Origin of the sequence: Paenibacillus algorifonticola (genome assembly GCF_000971975.1) — a bacterium.
GTDB classification, from domain to species: Bacteria; Bacillota; Bacilli; order Paenibacillales; family Paenibacillaceae; genus Pristimantibacillus; species Pristimantibacillus algorifonticola.
In genome coordinates, this window is sequence record NZ_LAQO01000001.1 from 60180 (window position 1) to 75924 (window position 15745).

The following is a 15745-nucleotide window of genomic DNA, read 5'->3' on the forward strand; positions in this document are numbered from 1 at the left end:
TCAGTGTACCCTCAAAAAAGCTTTATGCCCTCCGAATAGTTTTAGTTGTTGCACACACTACATACTCACGGAGGTAATAAAATGAAAAAATCAGTAATTTTGGCTGGTGTAGTCTCACTTAGCCTAATGGCAACCACTGCTTTTGCCGCACCTGGAAATCAAGGCAAAAACGAAGCAACTATTAAAGTCGAAGCAAAAGGTGCTACTGTGAGCGATTCCGTTTACGGCGACGGAAAGAACGATGGCTCGAAAGGTCTTCAAAATGCGTATGGAAACGTCAAAGATAAACCCGCAGGCGTTCGAATTGCCGAGCTGCTTAAAACAAAATATAACATTGATGTGAATGCCGATACTAGTTTAGCTACACTGGTCAATACATTGGAGAAGGATGGAGAACTAAAAGCTGCAGAAGAAGTGCAAGCCGAGATTGTCTCGCAGGATCCTACCAATATTGAAGAATATAAGAAACTTAGTAAGATAAAAATAAAGCTCGGCAACAAAAGTGTGAAGGTTTATGTAAATGGCAAAACGCTAGGTACTGAAGTATCTCCCGTTGTTGAGAGCGGACGCACATTTGTTCCGTTTCGCGCAATCTCCGAGTCGCTGGACGCCATAGTTACTTATGATAATGTTTCGAAAACGGTGACCGTTACGCGTGACGGTATCGTGGTCAAACTGACGCTAGGCAGTAAAATCGCTACGATTAATGGGAAAGCCGTCACGCTTGACGTTGCCGGTAAAGTTAAAAGCAACAGAGTTTTTGTACCACTAAGGTTTCTTAGCGAAGCACTGAACACCAATGTAACATGGGATAAAGAAACCTCCAGCGCAATTATCATCGATAAAAATACGGAAGCTTGATTATCTAAGCCCTTTAGCTGATTAGTAACCTTTTCAGGAGCCTTATATTCCTGTACGAAACGAATCATGGAGTGCCTATGCATCTCTCTTTCGTACGAGAACCAGCGCGACTCCACTCTTAGAGTTACCGCCAAACTCCTGCTGTAAGGTTGCAACCAAACAAAGGGTATGTTAAAATTCACTAAACTTAACGATAGGAGTTGAAGAGAATAATGTAATATTTCTTGCTGAACGTTTGAAGAATAAAACATCGGGTTTTGTTCTTTGCGTGCAAGAAAGTTACTTATTCTTTTCACTCAAATATATAGGCTTATTTAGCCCGCGTTGGGCTGAATTTGCTGTATTTTTTGAGCTACAAGAAGGGTAACTTTCTTGTAGCTCTTTTTTATTTTTCAAAAGGGGGAATTTGTCATGTCATTAATTAAAGTGACGAACCTGACGTTTGCCTATGAAGGCAGCTACGATAACATTTTCGATCATGTTAGCTTTCAAATCGATACCGACTGGAAATTGGGCTTTACGGGAAGGAATGGCCGGGGAAAAACGACGTTTCTTAACCTGCTGCTCGGCAACTATGAATACAATGGAACCATTTCTGCCGATGTCAGCTTTGAATATTTTCCATTCCATATTGAAAATAAGGAAAACAATACGCTGGATATCGTTGACAACATATGCCCGGACTATCAGCATTGGGAGCTCCTTCGCGAGCTTTCCCTGCTAAAGGTGTCGGAGGATGTTTTATACAGGCCCTTCGATACTTTATCGAACGGGGAGCAAACGAAAGTGCAGCTAGCCGCCTTGTTTCTCAAAGAGAACAGTTTCCTGCTCATCGATGAGCCGACGAACCATCTGGATATACATGCCAGGAAGCTAGTCAGCGATTATCTGAAATCCAAGAGCAGCTTTATTCTGGTGTCTCATGATCGGGCTTTTCTTGACAACTGCGTGGACCATATCCTGTCGATCAACAAGTCCAGCATCGAAATTCAGAAAGGAAATTTTTCTGATTGGTGGGAAAATAAACAACGCCAGGACCACTTTGAGATGGCCGAGAACGAAAAGCTGCGTAAGGACGTCAAACGGCTGAACGAAGCGGCAAAACGAACGAGCAACTGGTCGCATGAAGTGGAGAAAACGAAAAACGGCACCCGTAATTCCGGCTCCAAGGTCGACAAAGGGTATATCGGTCATAAGGCTGCGAAAATGATGAAGCGGTCCAAGTCGCTTGAGCATAGGCAGCAATCGGCGATCGACGAAAGATCCCAGCTCCTGAAAAATGTCGAAAGCTCAGAAAGTCTCAAGATTTCGCAATTGGCTTATCACAAGTCCCAGCTAGTCGAGTTGGATCGCGTCTCGATTCAGTACGGCGAAAAGACCGTTTGCCGCGACGTCAGCTTCACCATCGAGCAAGGGGATCGCATTGCGCTTGCCGGTCCGAACGGCTCCGGAAAATCAAGCCTCCTTAAGCTGATTTATGGCGAGGAAATCCCCTTCTCCGGGACGTACCGTAAAGGAAGCCAGCTGAAAATCTCCTACGTCTCGCAGGACACCGCACATTTGCGAGGCCATTTGTCAGCTTACGCCGACAGCCAAGGGATCGACGAAAGCCTGTTTAAAGCGATTTTAAGGAAGCTTGATTTTTCTCGTGTGCAATTCGAAAAGGACATGGCCTCCTTCAGCGGCGGCCAAAAGAAGAAGGTGCTGATCGCGAAAAGCCTTTGCGAGCACGTTCATCTGCATATTTGGGATGAGCCGCTCAATTTTATCGATGTCATTTCCCGGATGCAAATCGAAGAGCTGCTGCTAGAACATGCGCCAACGATACTTTTTGTAGAGCATGACAGCGAGTTTTGCAAGCATGTCGCGACCAAGGTCGTGGAATTGAAAGGCTAGCCATTTTTTACCATGTACCCTTTCATGCTGATGACGCGCGCAAGCTTTTCAAATGACTCAGGATCCATAAATATAAAAAAGGAATTTTCCTTCAAGCCATTTTACAGCCTGAGGGGAAATTCCTTTTAAATATGGGATGAATAACTTAACTTTCACAGATAGTAGCGAATTTACTGATCTACAGCATCAATTTTAATTAGCTTGCGCGGCTCTTGTTCTTTTTCACCTTTTTCACTCGCCCGATTCTCTATCACCCTAACAAAACGATGGTCATGGTTGCCTTGCAATGCAATTGCCCCCTGCTCTTGGACTAAATGCATGACTAGGTCAACAACCTCTTTGCTTTCCGGCCCTCTACTTACATAATCCCCCAGAAGAATCAATCTATCTTTTACTGAACGATAATCGACTTTTTCCAAGAGTTCTATAAACTCGCGGTAACAACCGTGGATATCGCTAATTATCATTTAATAAATTGAAAGGTTGCAACAGTAGATCCAAAAGGTCTAGCAAGCATGGTTCTTGAGGCTGTGACGAAAGAGAGGGCTTGGACTTTTTTTAGATAATAGTACAAATAAAATGCGTTTTCCTCGAACAACAGGCACTGGTTGGCTCCCACAAGCTCGTCCATCCAACATGAGCTTACGGCGTGTATGTACCACATATATTGGGTCTCCTTCGTTGCCTACATACCTACAACGAAGGAGTTTTTAACCATATAAAAAAATGACTGAGCTAACTGGAAAAATAGTTACTTAACCGTTGCTCTGCGAGCCGGAGTAATACTTTGGGGATTTCTAAACACATTTTTAGGATCATATTTAGCTTTTATTCTCCGCAATCTAGGATAGTTCGCTCCATAGTATACCTTCCCGGAATTTTTTATTCCTTGGTCAGGAACGTTTATATAGGACCCTACGATAAAGGGCTGCAGCTTCCGGCGTGTCTTGCGAACGATGGCAATATTTTTAGCGGCCTCGGATTTCTTAATCCAGGAGCTGTTCCACTCGACATAAAATTTCGCTTTACGCCAGTAAAATGCCGTTGATCGAGGTGATTTACGGCTTACAGCCCCGCCCCAGTTGAGAAAAAAGAATCCTGCGAACTCCCCTTCTACGTTTTCTAAAAATTTGCGCATGGACTTAATTGCCTGATTGGGGAACGGCTTCCTTCCGAAACCGGAAGAGAACTGGTTACTGTACCTTTGCGTCAGTACCGGATCGGGAGGCAATAGAAATTTTACCGCTTCCGTGTACGGCAGCAACCGGATGATTTTGCTTGTGGGCGTTCCGACGCTCGTAACGGGCTTTAATAGGCGGAGGGCCTCCGTTTTTGATCCGAGGAACAGCCCTTCCATGGAGACATTGCCGCCCTTTTTCGGGCCGATGGATAATTCGCTGCCTAGTTTGTTATTGACGAAAGGCGCCCATTTTTGCCAGGCTTTGAGTACCGCTTCGAATTGATGCCAGGGCCAAGTGATGCGATATACGGTAGCCTTGGCTGGAGCGCGATGCACTTTAAATTTGTATTTGGTGTATACGCCAAAGTTGCCACCCCCACCCCCACGGGAGGCCCATAGCAGATCAGAGTTGCACTTTTTGTTGGCACGAATCACTCTTCCCTTCGCGTCAACCATTTCAAGTTCAAGAAGATTATCGCTGATGAGGCCAATCGACCGTTGGAGCGGCCCGATTCCCCCACCGAGTGTGATTCCGCCGATCCCAACAGTAGGGCTGTCACCGAAGGGAGCTATAAAACCTTGCCGTGCAAGCGTGTTTGCGATTCTTCCCACTCTATTGCCCGTCTCGACGACAGCCGTTCCACATTTTTTATTTAATTTGATTTTTTTCATATTACTTACATCGATGACAATTCCGCCGTTGACCTGTGAAAGATTAACTTCCAGAGAATGTCTTCCACTTCTTGGTCGAATGGGTACCTTATTTTCTCGGGCCCATTTTATTGCGTTGGCCACATCTCGTGTTCTTTGAGCAAAAACAAACACTTTAGGAAATTTGTCCGTATGGGGGTCCCAATTTTTACGTGCTGCTTCATAACCCGGATCGCCTTTAAAGATAACTCGCCCGGTAAGCTTCGTTTTTGATTTCAATAATCACAACTCCCTTTGAGCAAATGATTACACTGTAATTCAACATAAGGCACCATATATCGTATGAAGGACATTCGTGTAGGGAATGGGCCAATGTACTGAAATAAATTTTATCGAAATTATGTTCTATTCCTTCGACATGTCTTATTTAGTGGAGCCTGAGGGGCGATAGATTCAGGCGCCATACTTCTCCATTTAGAAGTATTATTTCGAAGCCATCTCACTTCATTTCGTCCGCACGGACTGAACCCCCGGGTTCGCCCCCCTGGCATTTTATACAAAAAACGCCACCACGTTATGTGGTGACGTTCCTTTAGTATGGAGCCTAGGTGGCCTAGAAGACCTCACCCTTGACCTCATCGCTGTGGTTAGTTTCACTGCCCAACACCGTTATTTTGCCCCCTCTTCATAGTCCAGAAATACAAGCGGTAACGGCATACCAGATTCGTTATATTTACCAGCGATAATACAGCAAGCCATATGATCAGAGATGACATGGTGGTCCATAATCCAAACCAAGGCACCACTCGCCCAGCACCAATAAATGTAACTAGCGGTGGCAGAAATAGAAGAATCAAGACAGGAAGCAGTCTCCCGACCGATGAAATAATCAATTTTCCAGCTGTTATGCTTTTCTTGCTCCTATGGATACGAAAGATCGCATAGCCTCCCCAAAGGGTCGTTCCAATTACCAGCAGCATCATAACCGTCTCCATGTTTCTGTCGTTAAAGATAGAAGTTTCAGCTTTCTCTCCCTTTATAATCCGTGCAATCCCGTCAACAAAAGCTGAATAATTGACAAAAACATTTAAACCGGAATCAAACATCACTGCGATGCCAAGCTGCTGATCCAAATATATCGTTTCTTCCGCCTTATACGTCCAAAAAATTCCACTATGGGAAATCGTTCGGCCCCCATGTTCATCCTCTTCTGCAAGCCACCCCATTCCATAAGGGCCGCTCTGCCCGGCTGTATGAAATTGCTCCATAAGCTCCGGTGCAAGAAGACGGGTATCATATTGAGCAAGCATCCATTTTGCCATGTCTTCTGCAGTTGAAACAATACCAGCAGGACCATCAATAAACCAAGAGGGTTCAGCCTTGCTTACTGGATAGCCAAACAATAGATAATGCCCCCACGGTATGGCAGGGTTCTCCATAATTTGCCGTGTGTTACTGACGTTGAAGGTATCGCTCATCCCCAGGGGCTCAAACACATTTTTTTCCAGATAAGCGGAGAAGCTCTGTCCGCTTACTTTCTCCACAAGAAGGGCCAAATATTGATAATTAGGATTGTGGTAGCTATATGCTTTTCCAGGATCATTGGCAAGCTTAACCGTGTTCAATGATCTATTAATCTCTTTCAACGACTGATATTGAGGGGAACGTGTCATGTCGGGCTCTACTTTGTCATTAAGACCGCTTGTCTGATTCAGCAAATGCCGGACCGTAATGTCCCGGATACGCTGATCCTCTGGTAAGAGGTCTGGAAAGTATGATGCGTATGGCGCGTCAAGGTCGACGAGTCCTTGTTCCACCAACTGCAGAACGGCTAGCGCCGTAAATGACTTGCTTAATGAAGCAACAGGAAAGGGGGTACTGCCGGTTATTCCCCGACCATCTGAAAATGCACCGTAACCTTGTGCATAAAACACATCATCGTTATTGACTATTGCAACAGACGTGCCCTTAATATGATTGACTTTCATGTTTTTTATGACATAGTCATCAATTTTTTTGAGTATTTCTTCCTTATTTCGGACTTCGATAGCGGACACTGGTGCAGCAAAGAATGACAAGATCATCAGCAAGCAACTCAAGCATAATAATAATTTCTTTTGCAAGACTATCATTTTAGCACTCCTTATTCCTTTGATAAGGAAATGCTAATGCATAATTTTCAACTATTTATCAACCCGGCAAAGAAACTTGCTGTTACTTTTCCACCACCATCGGATCCGTTTGCTACATGCAGACGCCCCTCATGCTTTTCACACAGTGCTTTGCAAATATAAAGTCCCAATCCATGATGCGCATTTGCATCCCCAATTTCTCCGCGATAAAAAGGAAGCATAGCCTTTTGAAGCGCCTCATCGGAAAAGCCGACGCCGTCATCCGTGACGGTGATGGTAAAAAAGCCCTTACAGAAGCGATAATCAACGCTTACATGGCTGGAAGCATAAAGCGCTGCATTCGCTATCAAATTTTCAAAAACCTGCATAACCAAATGGATATCAACAGCTATTTTGTTTGACTCCGCATCAATGGACGAGTCGAACCCCTTGGCGCATTGTCCGGTAATTTGTCTGGCGCTGTCATTCAGTAAGGAGATCAGATGATCCATTCCTGTCTCACGGCTATTCACCGGCATGTCCTCCAACTTCTGAATCGAATTCATGGCTTCGGTGTAGTTTTCAAGACGCACAATATGGACCTTCATCGTTTGAACCATATCCAGAAGCTTTTCCTCGGATATCTTCTTTGCGGGCAAATAGGTGGTCAGAAAATCGGAATATCCTTTTAGGACAGCTAGCGGCGTTCTCAGGTCATGGGCAAAAATAGCGTTGAGTTGTTGGCGTTCCTCAACTGATCGCCAAAGAGCTTTATAATTTTTTTCCAATTGACCGCGCATGTTTTCAAATACTCGGCATAGCTCGCCCATTTCATCCTTGCCATCATAAGAAATATGAAACCCCAAATCGTTTGCCGAGATTCTCTCCGATGCCTTCATCAGTATTTCAAGCGGCTTTTTCAATTTCCATCTATAAAAAAGGACGGCCATCAGGACTATCCCGACGGCAACCGTTAAGAGTACCATCGTAACGAGTGAAGGCAATACCCAATCGATTACGGAAGAATGGTTAGCAAACCGCAGCCGGATGCTTTCCGCCCATTCAAACTCCAACGTGATGACAGCCAGAACGGTGATTAGCGTAAGACAGCATAAAAAGATGAATGATTGCAGCAAGGTCATATGCTTCAGTCGCAGCCAGTCTATGATTTTCGCCATTTGTAACCTACTCCCCAGACGGTATCTATCTTGTTTTCGCAGCCATGCTCTTTCAATTTGAAACGGATTCGCCGGATATGTTCCGCTATCACGTTGCTGTTGCCTTCATTGTCTATCCCCCATACTTTTTCAAAAATACGCTCTTTATCAAATACCATTCCGGGATTCATCGATAAAAGCTCTATAATATCAAACTCTTTTTTTGCCAGAGTAATTTGCACGCCATGAAAGTAAAGCGCACGAGCTGAATAATCAATGACCAAATTTTCACTAAGCATTATGGATGTTTTATTTTGATTTCTCATTTCCCTGCGTAAATGCGCCTCTACCCTTGCGCCCAATTCATGGATACTGAACGGCTTGACAATATAATCGTCTCCCCCCCCTTGAAAACCTAATATTTTGTCCCCATCCTCGACGCGAGCAGTTAGAAATAAAATGGGACAGGATACAAAACTTCGGATTTTTCTGCATAATTCAAGACCATTCAGTTCAGGCATATTGATATCCAGCAAAACAAGGTCCGGTAGATTTTCAATTCGCCGCAACGCCTCGTAACCGTTCTTCGCCGTCATAACGAAATATCCATTCATTTCAAAGTAATCCGTCAGCAGTTTTCGAAGATCGGCTTCATCATCTATTATGAGTATTTTTTTCATAGATTTTCACTACTTCCTCATTTCAAATCAACTCTATTGAGCATAGCAAAAAACGCTTGGAATCCCAAGCGCGGTGAGCTTTGTTTATGTTGGAGCTTAGATTAATCATTTAATCCCTTTCCATCTAGAATATGCGGCAAATATTTTTCAACCCTTGACTCTCGAGTTTTGGATTGTTTGGGTTCAGAAAAATGAAAAATGTACGCTCTTTGCCGTCCCGGCGTCAATGCTTCAAAAGCCGTTTTCAAGTCAGGGATTTCAACGAATTTATTTTGCAATTCTTCAGGAATGATGTATTCTGTATTCTTTTTATAGTCCACTTGCAAGCCGGCTTTTTCAACTTCAATGGCTTCATCTAAGTAAGCTTTCAAGATTAGCTGCTTCTCTTCTATTTCTTGAACACTGGTGAACCGAATTTGGCGCGCCGCCTGTACATTCTCCGTTTGTTGGACTAGAATCCCATGGGGATCTTTTAACAAAGCGCCTTTGTGAAAAAGAAGCGCGCAGTAGTCTTTAAACCCATGTATTAAAACAATGTTTTTGCCTTGAAACGTGTAACAAGGATGCATCCACTTAAAATCTTCGGTCAGCTCGCAGTCAAGAACGATTTTTCTCAACTCTTCGAATTATTCCTTCCAATTTTTAGCCTTTCTTAAAAATCCGTCAACCTTAGCATTCATTCTGCTTGTTGTCATAAAGGAACACTCCTCATCGGCTAATAGTCATTATAGATTTTCGTTAACCCGGTCAACTTGCGAATGCGGTTATTGTTCCAACACCTTATCAAGCTCGCCGCACCATTTACTCCATCCATACTTAGCTCCACCCAGTGCTTGAGCATTTGAGATTCCGGTTTGTTCGAGATGAAGGTTAACCTTTCCGTCGCCTAAATCCTGCAGCGTCCAGGTGATCGTGTGCTTCTCTTCTCCGCTGGCCCAAGTATAGGACACCCGGTTTGGCGCGTCCACGACAAGCACTTCGCCATCAATAATTCCATCCCACCATTCTGTCGGCTGCGTGCGAAACTGAAACCGATGTCCGACGACAGGCTTAAAATCATTTTTCATCGCTTGACCAGTGTGAATATTGGCCACCCACTTGGATAGCTTGCTTGAATCGGTTAAGGCGAACCAAAGCTTCTCGATCGATGTCGTGTACTGATAATCCAAGGATAATGTTAAATTCATTCTTCTTCCTCCTCTAATAGTTGGTTCAAACGCAACATATTCATACTCCAGAACTTGCTATAGAAAGCCACCCAATCTTGAATTTCTCTGAGCGGCGCGGCATTTAGCCTAAATCGGGTTTCTCTACCGACTTTTCGGTCAAGTACCAGCCCAGCTTCTTTAAGGATTGTCAAATGCTTGGATACCGCTGTACGGCCCATTTGAAACTGTTCCGTTAATTCATGAAGCGGTACCTCCTCTGCCTCTGCTAACAGACGAATCAATCGGCGCCTAGTCGGATCTGCAATCGCGTCAAACACATCCCGCAACTGGTTGTTCTCACTCATAGCAGTCTCCCTCCAAAATTATTATTTTCTGGAGTAGATTGAACGAAGGGACAGCCGTTAATTTCACCACGTCCTTAAAGCCTGCGGCTCTTAGGACGTAGCGCCCACCCGGCTATATTGAGTGCAGCATATGAAAGCGGAAGGATAATATGAAACCCGCTATCACCATAATCGTCAGCAAATGCATGAGAGAAAGCCGCACCAGTCATTAAAAAGAAGATGCCAGCGTGAGCCCATTCTTTAAGCCGAGGAAAGCCTGGCACGACGAGAGCGATCGCTCCAAGCACTTTCCAAATCCCGAGAATAGTCAAGACGTATAAGGGGGAACCAAGATTCGTCACTAACTCGAGGTTTCCCCCATATTGCATCAATTGCCCGATACCACTTAACATAACAGCTGCTGCAAGTAATAAGGTGACTGTCCAATAAGCAATCATTTTACCTCTGGGCTGGGTTTCTACTTTCGCGGTTATTTCCGCACCGATAATCTTACTCATTTGTTCCCTCCTCATAATTGTTTTAAGTGAAACTTATTTAGATTCCAAGTTTTCCAAATGACTAACTGCTAATCAGACACTATTTGGTGTCGATTTGATTATAGGACACCTTTTGGTGTCGTGTCAACAACATTTTTAAACTCAACATGTTAAAAAGCCTCCATACGAAAATTACCGAAGCTAATGATCATGTCTAAGTTTTGTCTGGTGTCAGGACTGCATGATTAGCACGGTGACCACGGCAGTATTTTTGGCAGGTCAGCGTCTAATAGAAGATCAAAAAGCACCGGGAAATCCCGGTGCTACAAGGTTTTTGTTTGGTTGGAGCCTAGGAGGATATCAGCTCGTACTTTCTCGCTGTCCGTCTTGGGATGTCCGAATCTTAATTGAACGGCTGAAGAAGCTTAGTCGACGAGGACTTTTTAGCGGTTGATTCAGACGCCGTGCTCCTACACTTGATATAATTCTTCGAAGCATCATCATCCGTTCCGTCTGCGCGGGCGAACCCCTGACCTCATCGCTGCCAGCGATGCGCTCTACAACCTGAGCTAAGCCCCCCTTCCCATCTCTACCACCGAATATCGGCCTCATAATACTTCCGCCCCACTGGCCTTTTGCGCAGCTTAACACGCAGTTCCCCATCCTTCACAATCGCCCTGCACACACGGGGGCGCACCCCTACGGGCAGCTTGATCATTTCCTTCCGGTTGCCTGGCAGCCCCTCAACGCGCAAGCGGTCTTCCTTTACCCATAAACGAAGCTCTTCCGAGCGCACATGTGCGGGAAGCGGGTATTTGACGATGAGAAATTGCTCGCTCTGGGAAAAAGAGTACGGCGAAGCCTGCTCCGCAATTGCTCCGGCAGCTTCAGGCAGCGCTTTGGTCATCATTTTGCGCACAAATTGCTCCACCCAGTCCGGCTCGCGCAGCACATCAAACCCTTTAGGCAGCTTCTGCCCTTCTACCCAGCGTTCGAGCTCATCCCATTTAGAATCCATCGTTTACCTCCCACCTCCCGGCCTATCTCCACTATATGCGCCGCCGGGCTGGGCGGATACTTCTTAGCTGCTTCTGCGGCAAAGCAATGCAGGGAACCTCTGGGCGAATGCCGCATACGATATTACAACCATACGCTTAGCAGCAAGGAGGTCTTTGCTATGCCCGCAATAGTCGGCTTCGTGAAAATCGTTAGCGTCGGCTCCAGCTCCATCGTCCAATTTGGCGACGCTGTGCAAATGTCGCCCTCCAGCACTTCCAAAACCTATGCTGGCTCGGGCTCCTTCCTTACCGGCAGCCTGACGAATTCCAACAACGCCGTAAGTGCCACGAATACGCTGGATCCAGACGTGCAGGACGGCACGCAAAATGAAGTAGCGAACGGGGTCAATATTGTATGAATTGGACCGTTCATCAGACGATTACGATTCATCAGCTCCGCGTGGACAGCGTCTCGAACAGCTCTGTCCTGCAAATTGGCAGCGCAGGCTCCATTCGCTCCTTGTCCCAGCTGTATAATACGGGCGGCTTCACGGGACCAGCCGCCCAGCTGGGAGGAGAAAATCCACTCTCCTTCGTACCGCTGCCCAATCCGACCTAAGACAGGAGGTTTCAACGATGCAGCAGCAGCCGAATCAGCTATCGCCATGGCAAGCCTGGTCGCTTGACGTCGCAAAGCAGCTCCAATGTCAGCAGGAAAGCATCGCTTCGTTGGAGCGACAGCTTGCGGCCATCTGCGAGCAGCTCAAAAAGCTTGAAGCGAAACCTACTTATAATGTGGAAAATTTGCAGTACCATTTTGACCAATTGAAGGTAGAAAAGCTTGAAGGCACGCTCAATATCGGCATGACTCCACAGGGCACGCCGGATATGAATGGCGATATTGAACAGATGGCCGTATCCAAGCCGCTCGTCTATCCCGCTCCTCCTAATGATGCAGCTCAGCCATCGGATCCCTATGCCCCGATACAAAATGATTTGAACCAGTATATCGACAACGAGGGCGCGCAGAAGCTGATGCAGATGGAAAAGCAATTTTGTATGCCGCTGGATCCCCATCACCGCAGACTCATTTTGTCCGATATCCGCAGCCAAATGCCTGCTCGCATCCAATATTATGCAAGGTCGCTGCCGCGCCAGGATGGGGTTAGTGAAGAAACCGCTGCCCAGCAGATCAGAGCCGAGGTGTTCGCCAAAACAGCTCGCGATGCCGACGCGGCAATGCTTCAATATATGCAGCAATTACAGAACGGAGGCGTAAGGGAAGCCAATGATTAAATTTGTCGTACACAATGATTGCTTGAGCGTTGGTAAAGTTGACATACTCGGCGTATCCAGCGCATCGCATTTTCAGATCGGAGATAGCGACTATGTCACGCTTTATTCTATTTTTGATACACCACCGGAATCGGTAATCGTTGGTCCACTCGCGCCTTTTCCAGAGCCGGGTGGAGCCAGCAGTGCTCAAGGAGAAGGCGCGGAATGACCTTGAACGGAAATCCGAATGCCTCTTATGAAAGCAGCACTGGTTTTACAGCTTCTCCCTTTAGCCCACCATATCCACTCGATTACCCTATTCGTACAGCTGAGGTTGGCGTCTTGACGATTATCAGCGCCGCGGGGGCGGCAATCGTTCAGCTCGGAGATCGTGGACAATCGACGCCGAAGCTTCGCGCGCTTGCCCTGCAGCGGGAAATGGATCATGCGCAGGCAGGCGATGTTTATTTTGAATCCTATGATTTATACACCCAGTCGTTTCCGGGCTTTGATGATTTTGACGGCCCGGCTAAAGACATCGTCCATATCCAGCGTACCAATCATTGCCCACGTATCGTGGTTGGCTGCGTTTATATTATTGCGATTGGCTCATCAGCGAGCGTACAAGCGGGGAATGCGATGGAAACGATCGCCGAAGCGCGGATTAAACATATTCGCCAGTTCAAGCGCCCTATTCCAGTACCAGGCATCGGCTGCCCGCTTCCTCCGGTCAAGCCTGCGCTGTATAGGTGAATGGAAGCATGGACAGCAGCTGTACTGAACGAATAATCCGCAAGGCAAAGTGCCATTGCCAAGCTTCCGCTTTTTCAACTAGGCATTAGCTGAAATGCGGATGTGACGGTACAAACGTCCAATTTTTCCTCACGCCTCCGACATACATTAACCATGTGAACGAAAGCTTCACACTAACAAAACATTCAGGAGGTTGTTAATCGTGGGATACCCTGTAGCAGGCGCTAGCGTAGGTTGTGGTCCAATCGCGGGTGCCAAAAGCTGTTTTACAAATACGGGCACTATTCTCGTTCTCTTTATTTTACTTGTTATCATCTTGCGTACCTTCTGCTTCTAAGCCTATTCACACCATTGCACTTTAGCGCTTAATGGAACAGCTTGCTTCAAAAACAGCTTGATCCAGCAGCACTCGCAGTAAAAGGGTAGACAGATACAGACACAGCAATAACCGGGAGGAGGCATGAGGCCCTGCCGGTTATTGCTGTGCATGGATTACTATTGCTCTGCAACACGCTTCGCTATTTCCTTCGTAATCTCATCCCCGCCCTGCATGCGCCACTGCTTGACGAATTCATCAAAGCTGTCCAAGCTTTGATCGCCAACAATTATTTTCAAATAGGTCTCGTTCTCCAGCTGCTCCAGTGCGGCCCATTTCGCCCCCATCGTTGGTGTGGAGCCGTAGAAAACACTGTTCACTTTAATCATAGGCGTTTTTCGGATGACACCGACGCCATATTCATAAGCCGCTGCGGGCTTCCACGCATCCAAATTTTTCTTCGGGTTCTGATGCTCGGCCTCCGTCATTTCATACAGCTGGTAAGAGTCAGGATCAAGCGTCGAGGGGTCAAGCCTGCCTTCCAGCACGCCCTGTAAATTGTCATAACGCTTGTCCACCGCATCCGAATAATCGAGCAGCAGATCAAACGGATAATAATGGCGCAGCTGCACGCCGGACTGGGATGCATATTCATCCAGCCACTGGGTTTCCTGAATGTTCGGGTCCAGCCGCCGCTCCAGACGGGTAAATACATTCAGCAGCTTAACGACCGCCTCAGGATGCTCATAGCCTTTACGAACAACGAGATAACGATCCGTTACCGGTGCGGTATGTGTCACATACTCCCCCTTCGCATCCATCGGAGCCGCATAGGCGCGCCACTCTGCTTTCGTATCCTGAGCTACTGCTTCTGAGAGCGGCCAATAAGGCATCCACCACGGTCCAAAAAACATCCCCGCCCTGCCGTTCACAATCGGCTCCTCCGACTCCTTATACAGCACAAACTGTTTATCAATCAGTCCCTGCTTGTACCAAGCTGCCAGCTGGCCGAGCGCAGCTTTGCTCTCCGGTGTAATCGAGCCGTATACGACATTGCCGTCAGCATCCTGCGTCCAGTTTTTCGGGAAGGCATGGAACGCTTGAAAAATAGAATCAAACCCGCTTGGATTCGGCTTCTGTCCGAATACGACAATTTTGTCACCCGCTATACCAACGGTATTCGCCTTGCCGTCGCCATCAGGGTCACGCTCTACGAAGGCACGGGCGATCTCCCCAATATCGCGAAGCGTCTTCGGTGGCTCCAGCCCCAAACGATCCAGCCAATCCTGGCGTACCCATAGAAGGGTAACTGCGTCCATCTCAATCGCCACATTTGGCAGGCCGTAAAGCTTGCCATTACGCGAAGCCTCTTCCAGCGCCTTGCCGCCCGATGAGGCATAAATATCGCGTACCAGCTTGGAGCTGTATGCCGCATACGTACCCGTTAAGTCCTGGATCATGTCATTATCGATAAGCCTACGCAGCTGGACGCGGTCAACAACCATTGCATCTGGCATGTCGTTGCTCGCAATGGCAAAGCTGATTTTTTGCTCAAAAGCATCGTCGCCCTTCGCTTCCCAAGCATGAACAACCTGTATATTCGTCAATTGATCCAAATAGCGGGAAATGGGGTTGTTGTCATTGGTGTCGCTGCCGGACAAGCGGGATTCGGGAATTTTAAACCCTACCCGAACGCTAACCCGCTCTGGCATGCTTCCATAAGCGAGTGGCTCCGCGCTGCTGTCCGCCAGCGCTTCCCCTTGCAAGCCAGCCGTCTGCGCTGGGCTATTATTGCCTGTACAAGCTCCGGCCAGCAGCAGCACAGCCATTATAAGCAAAGCTACTCTCGCTTTCATTGCTCCCCCTCCATTTCCCTTG

At 46.8% G+C, this 15745-nt stretch carries 18 protein-coding genes and 1 pseudogene; 8 read left to right on the plus strand and 11 right to left on the minus strand.

The features are described 5' to 3' along the window. Nucleotides 1–81: 81 nt before the first annotated feature. Together WH37_RS07030 and WH37_RS07035 are read left to right on the plus strand one after the other, a co-directional pair. Nucleotides 82–861, plus strand: a complete 780-nt coding sequence (locus tag WH37_RS07030) for a copper amine oxidase N-terminal domain-containing protein (protein ID WP_046229861.1) — start codon at nucleotides 82–84, stop codon at nucleotides 859–861. A gap of 411 nt (nucleotides 862–1272) precedes the next feature. Then, nucleotides 1273–2757: an Lsa family ABC-F type ribosomal protection protein gene (locus tag WH37_RS07035; RefSeq protein ID WP_046229862.1), complete on the plus strand. Its 1485-nt coding sequence runs from the start codon at nucleotides 1273–1275 to the stop codon at nucleotides 2755–2757. 170 nt (nucleotides 2758–2927) lie between these two features. Here the strand turns inward: WH37_RS07035 and WH37_RS07040 are convergent, their stop codons facing one another. The 10 genes and pseudogenes from WH37_RS07040 to WH37_RS07090 all read right to left on the minus strand — a co-directional run bounded on the left by WH37_RS07040 (nucleotide 2928) and on the right by WH37_RS07090 (nucleotide 11543). Continuing rightward, nucleotides 2928–3224 (minus strand): metallophosphoesterase, encoded by a 297-nt coding sequence (locus WH37_RS07040; protein WP_046229863.1) that lies wholly within the window; start codon nucleotides 3222–3224, stop codon nucleotides 2928–2930. Nucleotides 3225–3508: 284 nt separating this feature from the next. Then, nucleotides 3509–4867: an FAD-binding oxidoreductase gene (locus tag WH37_RS07050; RefSeq protein ID WP_046229865.1), complete on the minus strand. Its 1359-nt coding sequence runs from the start codon at nucleotides 4865–4867 to the stop codon at nucleotides 3509–3511. Between the two features lie 374 nt (nucleotides 4868–5241). Next, nucleotides 5242–6720, minus strand: a complete 1479-nt coding sequence (locus WH37_RS07055) for a serine hydrolase domain-containing protein (protein ID WP_046229866.1) — start codon at nucleotides 6718–6720, stop codon at nucleotides 5242–5244. A gap of 47 nt (nucleotides 6721–6767) precedes the next feature. Continuing rightward, entirely contained in the window at nucleotides 6768–7877 is a 1110-nt protein-coding gene (locus WH37_RS07060; RefSeq protein WP_046229867.1) for a HAMP domain-containing sensor histidine kinase, read from the minus strand. Beyond that, entirely contained in the window at nucleotides 7862–8536 is a 675-nt protein-coding gene (locus WH37_RS07065) for a response regulator transcription factor (protein ID WP_046229868.1), read from the minus strand. Before WH37_RS07065 ends, WH37_RS07060 begins: the two co-directional genes overlap by 16 nt. Nucleotides 8537–8637: 101 nt before the next feature. After that, nucleotides 8638–9231, minus strand: a pseudogene (locus WH37_RS07070) (YdeI/OmpD-associated family protein). A gap of 69 nt (nucleotides 9232–9300) precedes the next feature. Continuing rightward, nucleotides 9301–9723 (minus strand): SRPBCC family protein, encoded by a 423-nt coding sequence (locus tag WH37_RS07075; RefSeq protein ID WP_046229869.1) that lies wholly within the window; start codon nucleotides 9721–9723, stop codon nucleotides 9301–9303. Next, nucleotides 9720–10049 carry an ArsR/SmtB family transcription factor gene (locus tag WH37_RS07080; protein WP_046229870.1) on the minus strand — a complete coding sequence of 110 codons (330 nt, stop codon included), beginning with the start codon at nucleotides 10047–10049 and terminating at the stop codon, nucleotides 9720–9722. Before WH37_RS07080 ends, WH37_RS07075 begins: the two co-directional genes overlap by 4 nt. Before the next feature lie 74 nt (nucleotides 10050–10123). Next, nucleotides 10124–10546: a DoxX family protein gene (locus WH37_RS07085; RefSeq protein ID WP_046229871.1), complete on the minus strand. Its 423-nt coding sequence runs from the start codon at nucleotides 10544–10546 to the stop codon at nucleotides 10124–10126. 568 nt (nucleotides 10547–11114) lie between these two features. After that, a complete protein-coding gene (locus WH37_RS07090; protein WP_046229872.1) occupies nucleotides 11115–11543 on the minus strand; it encodes an Hsp20/alpha crystallin family protein in 429 nt (142 codons plus the stop codon). 159 nt (nucleotides 11544–11702) lie between these two features. Here WH37_RS07090 and WH37_RS07095 point away from each other — a divergent pair, with 159 nt between their 5' ends. The 6 genes from WH37_RS07095 (at nucleotide 11703) to WH37_RS37350 (ending at nucleotide 13888) form a co-directional block, all read left to right on the plus strand. Next, entirely contained in the window at nucleotides 11703–11942 is a 240-nt protein-coding gene (locus WH37_RS07095) for a spore germination protein (RefSeq protein ID WP_046229873.1), read from the plus strand. After that, nucleotides 11939–12142: a spore germination protein GerPB gene (locus WH37_RS07100; protein WP_046229874.1), complete on the plus strand. Its 204-nt coding sequence runs from the start codon at nucleotides 11939–11941 to the stop codon at nucleotides 12140–12142. The genes WH37_RS07095 and WH37_RS07100 overlap by 4 nt, the downstream gene beginning before the upstream one ends. 17 nt (nucleotides 12143–12159) lie before the next feature. After that, complete coding sequence (gerPC, locus tag WH37_RS07105; protein ID WP_046229875.1) at nucleotides 12160–12819, plus strand: spore germination protein GerPC; 660 nt, start codon at nucleotides 12160–12162, stop codon at nucleotides 12817–12819. Then, on the plus strand, nucleotides 12812–13027 hold the full coding sequence (locus WH37_RS07110; protein ID WP_046229876.1) for a hypothetical protein: 216 nt from the start codon (nucleotides 12812–12814) through the stop codon (nucleotides 13025–13027). Before gerPC ends, WH37_RS07110 begins: the two co-directional genes overlap by 8 nt. Next, a complete protein-coding gene (locus WH37_RS07115) occupies nucleotides 13024–13551 on the plus strand; it encodes a spore germination protein GerPE (protein ID WP_046229877.1) in 528 nt (175 codons plus the stop codon). Before WH37_RS07110 ends, WH37_RS07115 begins: the two co-directional genes overlap by 4 nt. A gap of 202 nt (nucleotides 13552–13753) precedes the next feature. After that, nucleotides 13754–13888 carry a YjcZ family sporulation protein gene (locus WH37_RS37350; RefSeq protein ID WP_414811821.1) on the plus strand — a complete coding sequence of 45 codons (135 nt, stop codon included), beginning with the start codon at nucleotides 13754–13756 and terminating at the stop codon, nucleotides 13886–13888. A 158-nt stretch (nucleotides 13889–14046) separates the two neighbouring features. Here WH37_RS37350 and WH37_RS07120 read toward each other — a convergent pair whose 3' ends face one another. Beyond that, nucleotides 14047–15723, minus strand: a complete 1677-nt coding sequence (locus WH37_RS07120; RefSeq protein ID WP_052736858.1) for an extracellular solute-binding protein — start codon at nucleotides 15721–15723, stop codon at nucleotides 14047–14049. Between the last annotated feature and the right edge of the window lie 22 nt (nucleotides 15724–15745).